This is a genomic window from Mesorhizobium sp. ES1-3, from assembly GCF_020164795.1.
Lineage (GTDB): Bacteria > Pseudomonadota > Alphaproteobacteria > Rhizobiales > Rhizobiaceae > Mesorhizobium.
Genome location: NZ_JAIUGW010000003.1, coordinates 342,644 through 360,158 on the forward strand (window position 1 = coordinate 342,644; position 17,515 = coordinate 360,158).

19 protein-coding genes are annotated in these 17,515 nt (G+C 63.2%); 6 read left to right on the forward strand and 13 right to left on the reverse strand.

The genetic code is table 11. From position 1 onward, the window contains the following. Positions 1-8: 8 nt before the first annotated feature. From ccmE to LB536_RS06990, 7 genes are all read right to left on the reverse strand, one after another. Complete coding sequence (gene ccmE / locus LB536_RS06960) at positions 9-452, reverse strand: cytochrome c maturation protein CcmE (protein ID WP_224590576.1); 444 nt, start codon at positions 450-452, stop codon at positions 9-11. Positions 453-460: 8 nt separating this feature from the next. Beyond that, a complete protein-coding gene (gene ccmI, locus LB536_RS06965) occupies positions 461-1,600 on the reverse strand; it encodes a c-type cytochrome biogenesis protein CcmI (protein WP_224590577.1) in 1,140 nt (379 codons plus the stop codon). A 124-nt stretch (positions 1,601-1,724) separates the two neighbouring features. Next, positions 1,725-2,165, reverse strand: a complete 441-nt coding sequence (locus tag LB536_RS06970; protein ID WP_224590578.1) for a hypothetical protein — start codon at positions 2,163-2,165, stop codon at positions 1,725-1,727. Positions 2,166-2,344: 179 nt separating this feature from the next. Continuing rightward, a complete protein-coding gene (locus LB536_RS06975) occupies positions 2,345-3,733 on the reverse strand; it encodes an ATP-binding protein (protein ID WP_224590579.1) in 1,389 nt (462 codons plus the stop codon). Positions 3,734-3,761: 28 nt separating this feature from the next. Beyond that, on the reverse strand, positions 3,762-4,427 hold the full coding sequence (locus LB536_RS06980) for a response regulator transcription factor (protein WP_140810161.1): 666 nt from the start codon (positions 4,425-4,427) through the stop codon (positions 3,762-3,764). A 91-nt stretch (positions 4,428-4,518) separates the two neighbouring features. Continuing rightward, positions 4,519-4,818: a hypothetical protein gene (locus LB536_RS06985; RefSeq protein ID WP_027143934.1), complete on the reverse strand. Its 300-nt coding sequence runs from the start codon at positions 4,816-4,818 to the stop codon at positions 4,519-4,521. A gap of 170 nt (positions 4,819-4,988) precedes the next feature. Then, a complete protein-coding gene (locus LB536_RS06990; RefSeq protein WP_140810159.1) occupies positions 4,989-5,396 on the reverse strand; it encodes a DUF3168 domain-containing protein in 408 nt (135 codons plus the stop codon). A 234-nt stretch (positions 5,397-5,630) separates the two neighbouring features. Between LB536_RS06990 and LB536_RS06995 the strand changes: the two genes are divergently transcribed. After that, the gene (locus LB536_RS06995) at positions 5,631-6,689 is read left to right on the forward strand and encodes a flavin reductase family protein (protein ID WP_224590580.1); all 1,059 of its coding nucleotides are present in this window, start codon (positions 5,631-5,633) and stop codon (positions 6,687-6,689) included. A 19-nt stretch (positions 6,690-6,708) separates the two neighbouring features. Here the strand turns inward: LB536_RS06995 and LB536_RS07000 are convergent, their stop codons facing one another. Then, entirely contained in the window at positions 6,709-7,554 is an 846-nt protein-coding gene (locus tag LB536_RS07000) for a LysR family transcriptional regulator (RefSeq protein ID WP_140759165.1), read from the reverse strand. A 169-nt stretch (positions 7,555-7,723) separates the two neighbouring features. Between LB536_RS07000 and LB536_RS07005 the strand changes: the two genes are divergently transcribed. The 4 genes from LB536_RS07005 to LB536_RS07020 all read left to right on the forward strand — a co-directional run bounded on the left by LB536_RS07005 (position 7,724) and on the right by LB536_RS07020 (position 10,814). Then, a complete protein-coding gene (locus tag LB536_RS07005) occupies positions 7,724-8,809 on the forward strand; it encodes an amidohydrolase family protein (protein ID WP_224590581.1) in 1,086 nt (361 codons plus the stop codon). Further along, positions 8,806-9,183: a Rieske (2Fe-2S) protein gene (locus LB536_RS07010; protein WP_224590582.1), complete on the forward strand. Its 378-nt coding sequence runs from the start codon at positions 8,806-8,808 to the stop codon at positions 9,181-9,183. The genes LB536_RS07005 and LB536_RS07010 overlap by 4 nt, the downstream gene beginning before the upstream one ends. Positions 9,184-9,247: 64 nt before the next feature. Further along, positions 9,248-9,871 (forward strand): HD domain-containing protein, encoded by a 624-nt coding sequence (locus LB536_RS07015; protein ID WP_224590583.1) that lies wholly within the window; start codon positions 9,248-9,250, stop codon positions 9,869-9,871. 154 nt (positions 9,872-10,025) lie between these two features. Then, positions 10,026-10,814, forward strand: coding sequence for a 2-keto-4-pentenoate hydratase (locus LB536_RS07020; protein ID WP_224590584.1), 789 nt, complete (start codon positions 10,026-10,028; stop codon positions 10,812-10,814). Here LB536_RS07020 and LB536_RS07025 read toward each other — a convergent pair. The 5 genes from LB536_RS07025 to LB536_RS07045 form a co-directional block, all read right to left on the reverse strand. Then, a complete protein-coding gene (locus LB536_RS07025; RefSeq protein ID WP_224590585.1) occupies positions 10,811-11,626 on the reverse strand; it encodes an ABC transporter permease in 816 nt (271 codons plus the stop codon). The genes LB536_RS07020 and LB536_RS07025 overlap by 4 nt on opposite strands. Continuing rightward, positions 11,626-12,459, reverse strand: a complete 834-nt coding sequence (locus LB536_RS07030; RefSeq protein ID WP_140762949.1) for an ABC transporter permease — start codon at positions 12,457-12,459, stop codon at positions 11,626-11,628. The genes LB536_RS07025 and LB536_RS07030 overlap by 1 nt, the downstream gene beginning before the upstream one ends. A gap of 22 nt (positions 12,460-12,481) precedes the next feature. Beyond that, on the reverse strand, positions 12,482-13,594 hold the full coding sequence (locus LB536_RS07035) for an ABC transporter substrate-binding protein (RefSeq protein ID WP_140810151.1): 1,113 nt from the start codon (positions 13,592-13,594) through the stop codon (positions 12,482-12,484). 69 nt (positions 13,595-13,663) lie between these two features. Further along, positions 13,664-14,758, reverse strand: coding sequence for an ABC transporter ATP-binding protein (locus LB536_RS07040; protein WP_224590586.1), 1,095 nt, complete (start codon positions 14,756-14,758; stop codon positions 13,664-13,666). 163 nt (positions 14,759-14,921) lie between these two features. Continuing rightward, positions 14,922-15,818 carry a LysR substrate-binding domain-containing protein gene (locus tag LB536_RS07045; protein WP_140762940.1) on the reverse strand — a complete coding sequence of 299 codons (897 nt, stop codon included), beginning with the start codon at positions 15,816-15,818 and terminating at the stop codon, positions 14,922-14,924. Between the two features lie 75 nt (positions 15,819-15,893). On the opposite strand from LB536_RS07045, the gene LB536_RS07050 reads away from it, so the two are divergent. After that, positions 15,894-17,480, forward strand: a complete 1,587-nt coding sequence (locus tag LB536_RS07050) for an amidohydrolase (RefSeq protein WP_224590587.1) — start codon at positions 15,894-15,896, stop codon at positions 17,478-17,480. Positions 17,481-17,515: the final 35 nt, after the last annotated feature.

Here is a 17,515-nt window from a genome sequence, read left to right on the forward strand (position 1 = left end):
CGCCGGGGTTACTCACTCTTGCTCTCCTGCCAGACACCCTTGGCCTTCAGCCCGTCGGCAACTTCCTTGGGCATGTAACGCTCATCGTGCTTGGCCAGCACGCTGTCGGCGACAAAGACGCCGTCGGCGCCGAAGGTGCCCTCGGTGATGACGCCCTGCCCTTCGCGAAAAAGATCGGGCAGGATGCCGGTATAGGTCACCTTGACCGATTTGTGGGTGTCGGTGACGGAAAAGGCGACCGTCGCGCCCTGGCCGCGCTGGATGGTGCCTTTTTCGACCAAACCGCCGAGCCTGATGCGCTGGCCGGGCTGCACGCTGGCAGTGGTCAGATCGGTCGGCATGTAGAAATAGGACGCTTTCTGGCCAAGCGCGTAGAAGGTCAGGCCGGTGGCGGCGGCGAGGAAAGCCAAGCCGCCCACAATCACCGACAATCGTTTCTGCTTGCGCGTCATGTCAAGTTCTACTCCGTCGCCGTCAGGCCGAGCGAGGCGGCAAAGGCGGTGAATTTCCTGGCTTCGTCACTGTCGGCTCCAAAGACCGCAATGGCGCGGCCCAGCGCATCGCGTGCCTGATCGGTCTTGCCCAGCACGACATAGGAACGAACCAACCGCATCCATCCTTCCGGGTCGCGCGGATTTTGACGAAGTTTGTCGTCGAGGCCGGCGACCATGGTGTTGATCATGGCTTCCCTGTCCTGCGCCGACATGGAGGATGCCGCGTCGACATCGGCGGCATCGGGGCTTTTCGCGGCCACGCCGGAAGCGACTTCGGGGCCGCCGGATTTGGCCAATGCCTGTTCGACGGCGCCCCGCCACGGCGAATTCGGCGGCAGCCTGCCAAGCATCCCTTGCCACGCGGCGGCCGCTTCCTTGCCGCGGCCCTCCTGTGCCAACGCCATGGCCAGATAGAAGCTGGCTTTCGCGTTGGCCGGATCGAGCTTCAAGGCCGCCTCGAAGGCATCCTGGGCATCGGCCGAAACGATACCGCCCGCGGCACCGGCTATCGCCTCGCCGAGGCCGGCCTGGCGGGCGGCATTGTCGCCGTCCAGGCGTATGGCGTTGCGGTAGGCCGCCGCGGCGTCGGCAAAGCGCTGCATGCGCAGATAGACCGGCGCCAGAACGTCCCAGCCCCGCCCATCGGAAGGATTGGCGGCAAGATGGGCTTCGGCGCGCGCCACCAGTTCATCGACCGAACTATCGGCCGGGTTCCTGGCCAGCCGCTCGCTGAGCGGCTGCGACGGCAGGTCAGGCGAGCCGATCTGGCTGTAGAGCCCCCAGCTGACCAACGGTACCACCAGGACGGCGACAGTCGCGACGAGCCGTGCCGTGACCGATGCTGATCTGCCAGATGTCTTGTCCGCCATATCCGCGTTGCCCAGGCGAAGGATGCGGCGGGCGATCTCGGCGCGCGCCTCGGCCGCTTCAGCGGGCCCGATCAGGCCGCGTGCGGCGTCGCGGTCGAGTTCGGCCAATTGATCGCGATAGACTTCCAGATCGTGATCGCCGCTCGACGACGCGTCCTTGGAGGCCCCAGCCAGCGGCAAAAGCACCGCCAGGCTGGCGCCAAGCGTGAGGATTGCGGCTATGATCCAGAACAGCATGGTTCTTCCAATAAAGGCAGAGCCCTGCCCTGCCAACACAGGCATCCTGCGACGCTTTGACGGCAGGCGCGCCGAATGTCCTTGATCGACATCAACTGGCCGGATCGCAACCGGATCCGGCCGGCTAGGTCAGTGGCGTCCAACTGCCGTCGGCATTGCGGCAGGCCGTTCCGTGCGCCGTGACACTGGCGCTGCCGGTGAATACCGTCTGCGTGTACTGGCGGCAGTCCTGCGAACCGACGCGGTAAGGTTGGGCTGGAACGACCTCGCCATGGCGCGAGGCCTGATCGCCCTTCCACGTCACCTTCTGGCCGCTGGTGTTGTATTCGAGCGCCTTGTATTCGGCCTCGAGCGCGCTGCGCTTCTCCGTGTCGCTCAGGCCATTGCCGATCGCCCCGCCAATGAGGCCGCCACCCATGGCGGAAATGATCGACTTGGTGACGACCTTGCCGCCCGCCGGGGGCGTCGAGGCCGGTGTCGCCGCCACGGTCGGACCCTTGCCGCTCAAGGTGGTGCAGCCCGATACGGCCAGCAAGGCGGAAACAAGCGCGACGCGAATCTTCATGCCAACAACCGGTATTCCTGAGTTGGAGCCTGCCATGGATGCGCGAGGAGCATCATCTGAGAAGTGGGCGTGGCCATGATATTTGTCGGAAATTTGGCCGCCGCCGGCCAGTACGAGGTCAATCGATATGCCGCCAATAGCATGCGCCGCCCATCGGTGTCGATTGGCCGGGGGAAACGTCACTGAAGGCTCCGCAATCGTACCACTGCCTTCAACCCGCCCATGCCGGAGCGTTCCAGCACCAGGCCGCCGCCATATTCGTTGACGAGGTCGGCGACGATGGCGAGGCCGAGACCCGTTCCCGGTTTTGTCTCGTCCAGGCGCCGTCCGCGCTTCACGGCTTCGCGCGCCTTGTCCTCGGGAATGCCAGGGCCGTCGTCCTCGATGCTGATCTCAAACAGGTTGTCACCGCTGCCGGTCAACGGCGCAACCGCAACCGACACCACGCTCTTTGACCATTTCATCGCATTTTCGAGAAGGTTGCCAAGCAGTTCCTCGAGGTCTTCGCGTTCGCCGGCAAAGACGATCTCCGTGGCCGGCAGCGACAGCGACAGGCTGGTCTGCGGGTTGAGCTTCTGCAAAACGCGCACCATGCGCTGCACCAGCGGTGTCACAGGTGTGCGGTAGACAACGCTGTCGCGCTGCGCCGCGACGCGGGCGCGCTGCAAATAGTGATCGATCTGCTTTTGCATGGACGCGGCCTGCTCGGAGATCAATTGTCCCTTGGCTCCGCCAAGCGCCCGGCCCTCGTTGAGCAGGACGGCGAGCGGTGTCTTCAGCGAATGGGCGAGGTTGCCGACCTGCGTCCGCGAACGTTCGACAATGCGTTTGTTGTTTTCAATCAACGCGTTGGTTTCGTTGGCTAAAGGTTCGATCTCGGCCGGAAAGCGGCCGTCGAGCCTCTGCGCGGTGCCCTCGCGCACCATGGCAAGCGCGTTGCGGACCCTGCGCAGAGGCTGCAGCCCGAGCAGGATGGCGATGGCGTTGATGGCGATCATGCCGATGCCGAACAGGCCGAGATAGGTCAGCAAGCGGCGCTGGAAGGTCCCTATTTCCTGCTCCAGTTCGGTCTTGTTGCCCATGACGCGGAAGCGCGCGGCGCGGTTCTTCGTATCGAGAACGAATTCGCTCTCGAACACGACCAGTTCCTCGCCGTTGATGCCTTGCGCGGCATAGCTGCGCTGGAAATTGGCATTGAAGGGAACATCCGCCACGCCGGGCGACGGGACGGTCCGGGTCATGGACGAAGAATGAAGATCGCCATGCACCCCTTCCGAGGCGGGCTCGACGGACCAGTACCAGCCCGAATTCGGTTCCGAGAAACGGAGGTCGCCAAGATCCGGCGAGCCGGTCAGCGCGCCGCTGTCGGAAATGCCGACCGAGCCGATCAGGTTGAACAAATGCGCCGACAGCAGGCTGTCGAAGCCTCGCTCGCTGGCCTGGCGGTAAAGCGTGGTGATCAGGGTGAAGATGACGACCAGGGTGAGGATCGCCCACACCGTGGAGAAGGCGATGACGCGGAACGTCAGCGAGCGCGGCCATGCGCGCAGCGAAAGCCGTCTGCTCACGGTTGGGTTGGTAGGGAGCGGTTCCGCCTTACGCCTCCGGCTCACGCATGCGGTAGCCCATGCCGCGCACGGTTTCGATCATGTCGATGCCCATCTTCTTGCGCAGCCGCCCGACAAAGACCTCGATCGTGTTGGAATCGCGATCGAAATCCTGGTCGTAGAGATGTTCCACCAGTTCCGTGCGCGAAACGACCTCGCCCATGTGGTGCATCAGATAGGCAAGCAGCCGGAATTCATGCGAGGTCAATTTCAGCGGCACGCCGGCGACATCGGCCTTCGAAGCCTTGGTGTCGAGACGCAGCGGCCCGCAGGTCAGTTCCGACGAGGCGTGGCCGGCGGCGCGGCGGATCAAGGCCCTGACCCGCGCCAGCACCTCCTCGATGTGGAACGGCTTGGTGACGTAATCGTCGGCACCGGCGTCGATGCCGGACACCTTGTCGCTCCAGCGGTCACGCGCCGTCAGGATCAGCACCGGCATCTTGCGGCTGCCGCGACGCCAGCGCTCGACCACGCTGATGCCGTCCATCTGCGGCAGGCCGATGTCGAGCACGACGGCATCGTAAGGCTCGGTGTCGCCGAGGAAATGCCCCTCCTCGCCATCGAAGGCACGGTCGACGACATAGCCGGCATCGACCAGCGCATCCGAAATCTGCCGGTTGAGATCCTTGTCATCCTCGACGACGAGTACGCGCATGCGGGGACCAATGCCTGTTGGACTGAAGTTGCAGATATAGGCCGATTCCGCCGGCCTGGGAAACGGAGCCCTGTAGGAAGGGAAGACTGCGTCAGTTCTGTGGAACGACGATTTCGGAGCGGCGCGGACGCTGCCCGTCCTTGCCGGGCACGAGCACGACGATGACGCAGACCGGCTGGCCCCCACGCGTCGACGCCGAGGCCTTGGCGAGCGTCCCGCCATTCTGCTGGGCCACCTGTTGACCGATCGCATAGCAGTCGGATGCGGCCAAGACGATCGGGCTGGGCTGGTCGGGCGCGATCACCGGTATCGCCATTGCCTGCGACGCAAACAGCCCGGCAGCACCAAGCGCCAGGGTCGCGGTTCGGAAATGGGAGCGAAGCGTTTTCATGACCGGCGTTGTAACGCATCGGTGCTGAACGTGAAATGAACGGTGAACGGCCCTGAAATCATGCTCGCCATACCCCTGCAACGCGAGACAGACAATCCGGATTTCACCGCCCCACCAGTGAAACCCGCGAAAGCGCAGTTAGACTCCGTTTCGATGATATTGAAAGCGCGTCAGGCGTTTTCCTGCGTCAGCGCACGGAATCGCAGCAGACCGTGATGGACAAGCAGTTCCTCATCATAACGCGCCTCGCTGAATTCCAGCGACAGCCGCGTCTGGCCACGCGGGCCGATCACCAGCACCGCGTCAGCAAGGCGTGCTTCGATGGCGGCCATGATGGCAACCGTTTCGGCTTCGCCATGGGCCTTCGACCAGACATGCAGCGTGATCAGCTGGTCGTCATTGTTCTCGGCGCCGGTATCCCAGTCGAAGGCAGAGGTCTGGCCTGAAGTCACATAGGGAAAGGCGGCGTTATCGGTTGGCCGCTCGAGCAGTCCGGCGCCGCCCAGCAGCGCCGATAGCGACGCATCGCTTTTCAACCTGAGGAACAGGGCCTGCTGCAAATCACCGGGCGCGGTCATATGTCATTTCCCTCGCCTGTCGCGGCTGCACCTATCGCAACCTAGTCGCCATGAACGGATTCCGCCAGAGTTGGAGTAACGGCAAGCTCTGGATCAGCTGATCCTATCGACAACGCCAGCCATGGCATGAGTCCCGGTGTAAAATGTGAACGCTTTTTCCGATTAACGAGATGCGGCATGGGCACGCTCCGATCTGCTATCGCAAGCCAGATCACCTGTCTTTGGAGACGGCCCATGAATGTCGTACCCACTAGCGCCTGCAATGGCGCCCTCCTCGATACGTCGCGCCTGTGTGTCTGCACGGACCGCATCCAGGAGACGAGCGACGTCGTCACGCTGGTCTTCGAGCGCGTCGACGGCAGGGGTTTCGACTTCCGTGCCGGCCAGTCCACCACCATCCGCTTCGGCTGGAACGGTGAACACTTTTCCCGCGTCTTCACCATAGCCTCGCCACCAAGCCGCCCGCAGCGTATCGCTTTGACGATCAAGGCCGCCAAGGACGGCAAGGCGACTCGTATCCTCCACGATCATTTCGGCGCAGGCGCGACGGCCGAGATCGATGAAGCCGGCGGCATGTTCACGCTTGAGGGCCGTGCCTTCCAAAAGGCACTTTTCCTTTGCGCGGGCAGCGGCGTCACCCCGTTCATGTCAATGCTGCGGTCGCTCAGCGATGCCGGCAGCGATCTCGACATCTGCCTCATCCAATGCGCGCGAACGCCAGGCGATCTTCTTTTCGAGGACGAACTGCGAAGCTTTGCCCAACTGCCTGGGCTGCGTGTGGAGACCGTTTGCAGCCAGCCATCCGGCGCCCTTGGCGCCGGCGGCCGGCTTGACATGACCAAGCTGGCCGAACTCGTGCCGGACGCGGCAGAACGTAGCGCCTTTCTATGCGGGCCTACGGCGTTCATGGAAGCGATGCGCCGCGACCTTCTTGAGCTTGGGGTACCGGCACGCGAGATTTTCGAAGAAGCCTTCGGCCCAACGCCGTCGGGCGCCATCAAATCTGCAGCTGACAGGGGACAAGGCGGCGAGGCAAGGAGCATTCTTTTCCAGCGTTGCAGCATCAATCGCGTGGCCGGCGCCGGTGAGACCATTTTGGATATTGCCGAGGCCGCCGGCATCCATGTCGAGACGTCCTGCCGAATGGGCCTGTGCGGAACATGCAAGGTCATGCTGGCAAGCGGCGCGGTGGACATGAACGAGATGGGGGGCCTTTCGGATGCAGAGCGCGAGGCGGGCTTTGTCCTTGCCTGCTGCAGCACACCGACCAGCGACATCGCAGTCGACCTGTAACCACCTGCGTCTGCGGCGCTTATACCGTCATCAGCTTGAGCGCCTTCAGCAAGCGGGCATGGGTGTGTGAATGATGATGCCGCACGTGCACGGCGGAATAGATCGGATGGGAGATTCTTGGCGCGTCGGCGACGAGCTCCGCCACCTTCTCCTGAAGCAATTTCGTCGCGACCGCCGCGGTGACGAAGGCCGTACCGCCCTGGCTTCTCAGCAGATGGGCGACAGCGCCGCCGTTTCCGGTCGAAACCGGGCTGCTTTCCAGTTCGGGCAGCATCTGTTTGTGCGCGCGATCGAAGGATGCGGAGTAGTTGGCGCGAATGTAGTCCGCCGGCGTGATGTCACTGAACGCCACGCCGCGCGTGGAGACCATCACGAAGCTCTCCTCGGCGATCTGCTCATAGTGAATGTCGGGAAGATGCTGCGGCGAATAAAGGACGGCGAGATCGAGGCTGCCGGTCGTGAGGTCCAGGATCATCTGGTTTGAGTAGTCGATCTCGACATAGATTGCCAACTTGGGCATCGTCGCCCTCACCCAGACCAGCCATTCCTGCAGGACGCGCTCGTAAAGCTCGAACTGAATGCCGATGCGGATGAGACGGTCGAACTTGCCGACCGACTGGATTTCGCGGCGCGCATCCAGCCATCTGAGCTTTACCGCGCGCGCATGCTGCTCGAAGCGTACACCGGCGGCGGTGGGCTCCGTCCCGCTCTTGTTGCGAATGAAGAGCTGTTTTTCCAGCAGCGTCTCGAGCGTGCGAATGCGGCTCGAGACGGTGGACTGGGTGATGCCAAGCCGCTCCGCGGTCCTGTTGAAATTCCGGGTCTCGATGAGATCGAGGAATGTATCGAGCAATTCTATCTGCATTCCGGCCATCAGCGAACGAGGCGATCCCAATCGGCTAGCGCCTTTCTGCCCTGGCAGGCAATGGGTAATCGGATTCTTCGATTAAACTGCGGCCGGCGACTGCGTTGCGGCCGACTGCGCCGAAGTCCACTGTTCGTGCATCCAACCCTCCTCGGCAGGTGATGCATCAATGTTTATCGTCGACACGGACGTGCACAACTACTGGTCCAATGCTGAAGTCCTTCTGCCCTATCTCGAGCCCTACTGGCGCGATTTCATGGTCCGCGGCGAAAAGCCCGGCCCGGCGGGCAGCTTCCCGCATGGACATCGCCCGTGGCTCCATCCCGAAGGATTTTCCCGGCATGACATCAAGCCGCAGACCGAGGACGACAACTACCTGATCATGAAGGAGAAGCACCTCGATCTGTACGACATCGACGTTGCTATCCTCACGGCCGACGAACCGCTGGAAGCCTCGACACTGGCCAACTACCACTACGCCAATGCGCTGGTCAGCGCCTATAACGACTACATGATCGATTGGTGGCTGCCCAAGGACAGACGCTTCAAAGGATCGATCATCATCTCTCCGACCGATCCACATGGGGCGGCGGCCGAGATAAGGCGCCTGGGCGGACACAAGGACATCGTCCAGGTCCTTGCAAGCCACGGCTCGCAGCGCCCCTACGGCGATCCGTTCTACCATCCTATCTTCGAGGCTTGCGCGGAGGTCGGCCTGCCCTTCGCCATTCATTTTGGCGGCCAGGGAGGCGTCAATCACAATGCCGTCGCCAGCGGCCCGACCGCTTACTACTGGGAGACGCATGCGCTGCTCAGCCAGCCGGCGATGACCCATGTGGTCAGCATGATCTCCAACGGCGTGTTCGAGAAATATCCCGACCTCTACTTCGTCGTCATCGAATGCGGCGTCTCTTGGGTGCCTTCGTTGATGTGGCGGCTCGATGCCAACTTCAAGGCCTTACGCAAGGAGACGCCATGGCTGAGGATGCTGCCGTCGGAATATTGCCGCCGCAACATCCGCTTCAGCACTCAGCCGCTGGAGCAGCCGCAGAATGTGAAGCACCTCTGGGAGACGCTCGAGCATATGGACGGTCAGAACACGCTGCTCTTCGCGTCCGACTATCCCCACTGGGACTTCGACGCACCGACCAATCTCCACATCCCGCCGGCATGGCGCGACAAGGTGATGGGGCTAAACGCGCTTGAAGTCTACAAGCGTATCGAGGCACCGGCGGCAACCGCGAGGGTCGCATGATGGAGGCAGCTGTAGCCCCCTCCCGGACTTTTGCCTGCAAGGTCGCCGAGGTAACGACCGAGCGGCCGAAGATCGTCACCTTCGGCCGTATAAGCGTCGGCATCTTCGAACTCCACGACGGCTATGCCGCCCTGCTGAACATATGCCCGCATCGCGCTGGACAGTTGTGCGAAGGACCGGTCTGCGGAACCACCAAACAAACCGACAAGACCGAGTTCGTCTATGAGCGCGCCGGCGAACTCGTTCGCTGTGCCTGGCATGGATGGGAGTTCGAGATCCGGTCCGGAAAGTGCCTCGTCGACGATCGGCTCAAGGCACGAACCTTCCCCGTCCACCGTGACGGCGAAGATCTTTCCGTCGAACTCGGTCGATAAGCCGGACGAGATGTACGGCGGATCGAAAACGATGCAACGCGGCGACTGATTAGAGGCAGCGACCATGGAAACCGTAAAATTCACGCAGATGAAGGATGGGGACCGCGAGGACTACGCGTTTCTCACCGAACACGAGATCGAATATGCCGATGGCACCGCCGATCGGCTGCTCGCCGCCCTGGTCGAACTCGACAAATCCCTGTCGGGCTACAAGGTAACGCGGCTCGGCCACTCCCTACAGGCAGCAACCAGGGCCTGGAATGCCGGAGCGGACACCGACTGGGTGGTATCGGCGCTGCTCCACGACGTCGGTGACATCTATGCCCCCTACAATCATGACGAATATGCCGCGGCCATCATCCGGCCATTCGTGCGCGAACAGTGCGCCTGGGTGGTGGAGAAGCACGGCGATTTCCAGCTGCTGTATTATGGCGAACATGTCGGGGCCAATCCGAACAAGCGGGAAACTTTCCGGGGCAGCCCATACTTCGACGACTGCGCCGAATTCTGCGAGAAATGGGACCAGTCGAGCTTCGATCCGGATTATCCGACCCTGCCGCTGGCGTTCTTTGCCCCGCTAGTGAAAGAGGTGTTCGCGCGCAAGAGCTACGACCCGACGGTGACAAGGGCCGCGGTCCGCGCGCCCCTGTCGGATGAGCGCGCCGCTGCCGCCCGGTCCGGTAGGTGATTTCTGCTCACGACACTCGACAAGCAAAGCATGGACGTGGACTCGTGCTTGTCCGGTCATGTAGGCTAACCACCATGGCATGGCCAACATAACGGAATGTTCCCTGCCGGCTTTGATCGGCAGCGAGCTATTTCTTCGATTCCCGGAGCTGACCATGCTCGATCCAGAAAAGGCCAGGACCGCGTCGCATCTGCTGGTGAGCCATTGGGACAACGGCACCCATCTCGCGGCCATACCTGAGGAATTGCGGCCGAAGACGCGGACCGAAGGCTATGCCATCCAGGCCCATGTCATGGATCGTTCGGCGGCCCCGCTTTTCGGCTGGAAGATCGCGGCAACCAGCCTGGCCGGTCAAAGGCATATCAATGTCGACGGCCCGATGGTCGGTCGCCTGCTGGCAGAGAAAGCGGTCGAGGTTGGCGGGACCGTTTCGCTCGCGACGAGCAAGATGCGTGTCGCCGAGATCGAATTCGCCTTCCGTTTCGGCCGCCAGCTCCCACCTCGCCCGGCACCTTATGAAATCGCAGAAGTGATGGGCGCCGTGGCGAGCTTGCATCCGGCGATCGAAATACCGGACTCGCGCTACGACGATTTCTGCGCCGTCGGAGCGCCACAGCTCATCGCGGACAATGCCTGCGCCAATCTGTTTGTCATCGGCCAGCCCACGCAAGACGAATGGCGCGATGTGAATCTCGCGGAGCACCCGGCGACCGGTCTTGTTTCGGGCAAGTCGCGGCATGACGGAACCGGCGCGGCTGTCCTCGGCGACCCTCGTATTGCGCTCACATGGCTGGTCAATGAGCTGTCGGGCCTGGGCATAGCGCTTCAGCCGGGACAGATTGTGATAACCGGGACCTGTGTGACACCGATCGTGGTCGAGGCCGGAGACGAGGTGATCGGCGATTTGGGCAGGTTTGGCAAAGTCTCGGTGCGGTTCGTCTAGACCGGCTTGCTCCCCCGGTTCAGCCGGACCACGAGGCTCCTCACCGTCAGAACCAGCACCGTGATGACGATCAATATCACGGAAAGCGCCGCGATCGCCGGGTCGATGTTGTCGCGCAGGCCCATCCACATCAGACGCGGCAGCGTGATGGCGTTGACCGAGGTGATGAACAGGGTGACGCCGATCTCTTCCCAGGAGAGCACGAAGGAGAGCAGTGCCGCGGTGACGATGCCGAACTTGATGTTGGGCATGATGACGCGGGTGGCGCGCTCCCAGACACTTGCGCCAAGACCCCGCGCTGCGAGGTCGATGCGGCGGTCAAGCTGGCTGAGCGAGACCAGGATCAGCACGGTCGCGAACGGCACCGTCATCACCGAATGCGCCATGGCGACGCCGAGCCAGGTGTCGTAGCCGAAGAAGGAGCTGACGCCCGAGATCGAAGTGAGCAGGAAGTAGAGCGTCACCGCCGAAACCACCGGCGGCACAACCATCGGCAACAGCACGAAGCCGACAAGGGTCGCGGTGAAGCGCGGCTGGAACATCCAGACGCCGAGACTGAAACAAAGCGCCAGCACGGTTGAAATGGCACTGCTGACAATGCCGATGCGGATCGAAAGCAGGATCGACTGGAGCCAGCGCGGATCCTCGATCAGCGAGCGGTAGTGGCGCAGCGACAATTCGCCCGTCGGCATCGCCAGCATGCGGCTGGGCGTCAGCGATACCGGAATGACTGCGAGCAGCGGCATGAGCAGGAACAGCGCCACCAGCACGGCGAGGATCAGCGAGACGGGTCCAGGGCGATAGGTCGGCATCAGATGAGCTGCTTCGGTCTGACATAACGGAACAGGAGCGCCATCAGCGCGCCGACGAACAGTACCAGCACGACGCTGATCGCAGCCCCCAGCCCCCAGTCCGGGCTCTGGAATATCCTGAGATAGATCAGCTCGGCGATCATCACGCTGCGGCCGCCACCGAGGATCGCCGGTGTGACGAAGAAGCCAAGCGAGAAGACGAAGACGATCATCGCGGAGCCGATGATGCCGGAGCGCGTCATCGGCACGAACACCGTCCAGAAGGTGCGCATGCGGCTGGAGCCGAGGCCGCGTGCGGCGAGCAGCACGCGCTCGTCCAGGCTGCGCATGGCCGAGGCCAGCGGAAAGACCGCGAACGGAATGAGGAAATGGGTCATGCCGACAATGACGCCGAACTCGTTGCGCACCAAAGTCAGCGGCTCGGAGATGAAACCGATCGACTGCAGCCAGGTGTTGATCAGGCCGCGATTGGACAGAAGCGCCACCCAGCCGAAGGCTCGCGTCAGCACCGAGATCCAGAACGGCACCAGGATGCAGAATTCGGCGACGAGGCGCTGCGCCGGGCTGCCGCGGACCCAGACGACCGTGATGGCATAGGCGGCGGCGACCGACACAATGGTGACGATGGCGGCGATGCGCAGCGTGCGGATGAACACCGACTGCACCAGATCGTCGGTGAGCAACGCCCCGTACTGGCCAAGCCCAGGCGTCGGCAAGGTGAAGCTCCACTTCACCACGCCGAGAAACGGCCAGGCATAGGCAAGGCCGAGAAACAGGAGCAGCGGCGCCATCAACAGCGCCGCGCCCATCCTGTCGGAGAGAACGCCTCTCATGTCAGTTCAGCATCCCCGAGGGTCAGGCGGAGATGATCTTGGTGTATTCGTCGAGTGCGGCACCGTAGTTCTTGGCGTACCAATCCATGTCGAGCGGGATCTGCTTCTTCATGTTCTCGGGATCGACGGGGTTGATGCGCTTCTTGTCGGCGGGGATCAGCGCGTCGGCGGCCGGATTGGCCGGACCCTGGCCGAGCTTGTCGAACATGACGAGCTGCTTTTGGGGATCCTGGGCGCTGGCGATGAACTTCATCGCGGCGTCCTTGCCGCCAGGGTTGTTCTTGAGCACGGCAAGCGCGCCGGGCGAGATCAGGCCCTGGTCCCAAATGAACTTGATCTTGCCGCCGGAATCCTGCTCGATCAGCGAGGCGCGCGTCGACCAGACGATCGCCATCGAGGCTTCGCCATTGAGCAGCACGCTCTGGCTCTCGGCGCCGCCGCCCCAATAAGCGACGACGTTTTCCTTGAAGGCGGCGATTTTGTCATGCGCCCGCTTCAAGTCGAGCGGGTAGAGCGACGCCGGCGCGATGCCATCGGCCAAAAGGGCAGCTTCCCAGCTCGACACGCCCCATTTGTAGAGGGAACGCTTGCCCGGGAATTTCTTCACATCGAAGAAATCGGCCATGCCGGTCGGTGCATCCTTGCCGTATTTCTCGGAATCGTAGGCGATGACATAGGAGAAGAAATAGGTCGAGGCGGCATAGTCCCAGCCGAAGCCCGGCCGCATCTTTTTCTTGTCGACGATGTTGTAGTCGATCGGCTCGAGCATGCCTTGCGCGCCGAGCGTGATGGCCGAGAACGGGTCGACATCGACCAGGTCCCAGGTCGGGGCGCCGCTTTTGAACTGCGCGGCGATCGCGCCTTCGGTCGGGCCCGAGCCGTCCATCTTGACGGTGATGCCGGTGTCCTTGGTGAAAGCCTGGCCATAGGCCGCGTCATAGGCCGTGATGGCGTCGCCACCCCAGTTGACCAGAACCAGTTCCTTCGCAGCGGCGAATGCGCCGCTCGAACGCAGCAGCAACGGCGTGCCGGCGAGCACGAGCGCCGCCAACTGCGTGAACTGCCGGCGCGAGATCTCACCACGTATCGTCCTTTCGGACAGCGTTTCGATGGCCTGTTTCTTGGTGTCGTTCATGTCAGTTCCCCTTTGTTTTCGTTGATTTTAATCCGGAAGCCGGTGCGGCGGATCAGGCCGCGCCGGCGGTCATTGTCCTCCGTCCGGAAGGAGGAAACCCTTTTCAGCCGGCCATGTCAGCCAGACGGAATTGCCCTTGCTGAGAGCAGCCGCCGCGACCTCGTTGGGCACCGAGACGGTCACTTTTGCACCCTGGCGCGTTGTGAGGTCGAGCTTGGTTGCCGCCCCCAGATAGGTCGATGCGATCGCCGTCGCGGCGATACCGTTCTCTCCGGCGGCGGCCTCGCGCGCTATCGACATGTGTTCGGGGCGGATCGCCAGTATGGCGTTAGCACCGACAGTGGCCGGATTGCCACGCAGGCTGACGGCGCGGTCCTCGCACAGGCCGGTGGCGCCATCATCGGCGCTGCGCACGCCTTTCAGCGGCAGCATGTTGATCTCGCCCAGGAATTCGGCGACGAAGCGATTGTCCGGCCGGTCGTAGACCTCGTCCGGCGCCCCGACCTGCAGCAATTTGCCATGGTTGAAGATGGCGACGCGAGAGGACAGCGCCAGCGCCTCGCTCTGGTCGTGGGTGACGAAGACGAAAGTGGTCCCGGTCTCCTGGTGCAGGCGCTTCATCTCTGCCTGCATCTGGCCGCGCAAGCTCTTGTCCAACGCCGAAAACGGCTCGTCGAGCAGGAGCACGCCCGGCTCGAACACCAGCGCGCGGGCAAGCGCCACGCGCTGCTGCTGGCCGCCGGAAAGCTGCGACGGCAACTTCTTCTCGTGGCCGATCAAACCGACACGCTCGATCATCTCGCCGACGCGTTTCTTGATCTCCGCGGCCGGTTTCTTGCGGACCTTGAGCGGGAAAGCGATGTTTGCCTCGACGCTCATATGCGGGAACAGCGCATAACCCTGGAACACCATGCCGGCGGCACGCTGCTCGGCCGGGCGGTCGGTGATGTCGGCGCCGTCGCTGAAAAGCCTGCCCTCGCTCGGCTGCACGAAGCCGGCCAGGATCATCAGGAAGGTGGTTTTGCCGGAGCCGGAGGGGCCGAGCAGTGTCAGGAACTCGCCGCGGCCTATATCGAGCGTCAGATTGTCCAGCGCACGGAACGAGCCAAAGCTCTTGCCGATCCCAATTGCCTTGATCTCTGCGGCCCGGCCGGGTTGCTGCATCCTGCCTCTATCCTTCCGTTGAGCCAAATCGTAGGCAGGGCCGAAGCTCACCGCAACCGAATAGTTTTCGCCTGATCGGCAAATTTGATTCACGTCTGGTGGGTTTTACGAGATAGCGGGACGGCGGAGCCGTCAATTTCCCTCGTGGCGGGATCGGCCGACCTCAATACGTCGCCAGCCTGTTTTCCAACAGCTTCGCTCTCAACCAACCGCTGAAGGCATTGAGCACCGGATGCCCCGCCTTTGCATGCTCGAAAACCAGGAAATACGAGCGTGGCGAGGGGACCGACGCCTCGAACGGCTTGACGAGACGGCCTTCGCTCAGCGCCCGGCGGCCGGTCAGTTCGTCGCCCATCGCAATCCCCTGCCCGGCGACCGCCGCCGAAAAGACGAGGTTCATGTCGGAAAAGAAGATACCGCCCTCGGTGTCAGGATTTTCCACCTTGGACAGCGCCAGCCAGCGTGCCCAGTCCTCGGTGTCGCCAAGATGGAGCAGATTGGCGCGCAGAACGTCGGCGGGTTTGGAAAATCCACCGACCTTGTTAAGCAGCGTCGGGCTGCAAAGCGGCGTGAACGAGACCTCACAGAGCAACTCCACCGCGCGGTTAGGCCAGTTGCCGACGCCAAAGGCGATAAAGGCGTCGGCCTCCGGATTGCTGACATCGTCGAGCCGCCGCGGCGTAAGCACCGAGAGCGCCACATCCGGATACATCTGCTGGAACTCGCCGATATGGGTGCACAGGAACATCGAGGCGAAGCCCGGCGGGCAGGAGACGGCGAAGGAGCCGCCAACCCCGGCACCACTGTTGTGCGTTCCCGCGTCGCCGAGCACCGTCAGCGCTTTCCTGACATTGGCCGCGTAGCGCTGGCCGCGCGGCGTCAACGCCACGCCCTTGCCGATGCGTTGCAGGAGATCGAAGCCGAGGTCGCGCTCCAGCAAGCGCAACTGATGGCTCACCGCGCTGCGGGTCAGGTGCAGTTCGTCGGCGGCGCGCCAGACGCTGCCATGCCTGGCGAAACTGTCAAGGGCGCGCAGCGCCTGTGTCGAAGGAATTCTCAAGAGGTGAACCGAATTTGCACGAACCGGGAAAACATATCACTTTTTGGCGAACCGCTTCACTGCTTTCTTTGATGCATGGACAAACCGGTGACGACATCGGCGCAAGAGACCGCGCTTGCCTGCCTCGACGGCATCCAGCCCCTGCTGTCGGCCTGGACACGCACCATCTTCGAGTTCGGCGAGACCGCGTGGCGCGAGTACCAATCGGCCGCCTGGTATGTCGATCGGCTCAAACGCGAGGGATTTACGGTCGAGGAAGGCTCGGGCGGCATGCCGACCGCCTTCTGCGCCCACTGGACGAATGGCGCCGGACCGACCGTCGGCATGTATGCCGAATATGATGCCGTGCCCGGCAATTGCCAGGAGGCCGTGACGGTGAGACAGCCGCGCCTTGGCCTTGGCGCCGAGGCCGGCGGCCATACCGATCCGCATTCGGGGCTCGGCATAGCGAGCCTCGGTGGCCTGCTCGCGACCAAGGCCGCCATGCAGCGCGACGGCGTTCAAGGCACGCTGCGCTTCACCGGTGAGCCGGCCGAAAAGGTGCGCGGTTCGAAGCCGATCCATGCGGCAAAAGGCTATTATGACGGTCTTGCCGGCATGATCTCGTTCCATCCCTTCTACATGCTGCCGCTCTGCAATACGGCGCGCTGGGATACGCATTGCGGCGCGGCCTACGCGATGATCTATCGCTTCATCTGCGACGAACCCGAAAATTGGGTTCGCGCAGGCGACGGCGCACCGATCCCGCAGGCGCATTCGGCGGTCAGGGCACCGGGCGCCAACGATGCGCTGATGACCATGTACATGGCCTCCAAGGCGCTGCGCGATTCCATGCTGCCGCATCAGGGCGGCTGGTCGATCAGCGAGGCGATCCTGACGGCGGGCCAGGCCACGGCCGACAATCTGCCGGCGGGCCTGGCCGAGATCCAGTACATGATCCGCGTGCCGACCATTGGTATGGCCAAGCAGGTGACAGCGGTGCTCGACCGCAACGCCGCGGCCGCGGCCGCGATCAGCGGCTGCCGCTACGAGCGGCACTGGGTGTCGAAGTCGCGGCCGGGGCTGGCCAACCACGCCATGGCCGGGATTGCCTACGAAGCCCTGTCGACGGTCGGGCCGCCGCACTGGGACGAGGCCGCCAGGACGGTCGCGCGCGAAATCCAGGTCAATGCCGGCGGCACCGCGACCGACAACCCCTTTATTGACGAGCTGGAGCGGCTGATTGCCCCACAAGAGGCCGAGGCGATCCTGCGCCGCGACCTGCCGCCCTCCCAGGTCAATTCGACTTCCGACGACTACACCGACATGAGCTGGCACGCGCCGACCGCGCGCTTCTATGTCGCCCGCCCGGCGCTCCGTTCGGCGAATGGCAGTGCCTATCCCTCCTGGGTGATGAATGCGCTGGGCGGCATTCCCGCGACGATCGACCCGATGGTCATCTGCGCCGCCAAGACGGTAGCGCTGGCGGCGCTGCGCCTGCTCGAGGACAAAACCGCCCGTGAGGAGGCGATGAACGAGTTCATCGCCCGTACCGGCGGCGGCATCGGCGGCTCCACCTGGATCGCGCCGCTCTGCGACTACGAGCCGCCGATCAATTTCCGCTGGCCGGAATATGTCACCACCGCGCGCGGGCGCGACTGGTGGATCCCAAGCAACGCATGACCGACCAACCCTTGAGAACAAGCTACGAGGAGAAC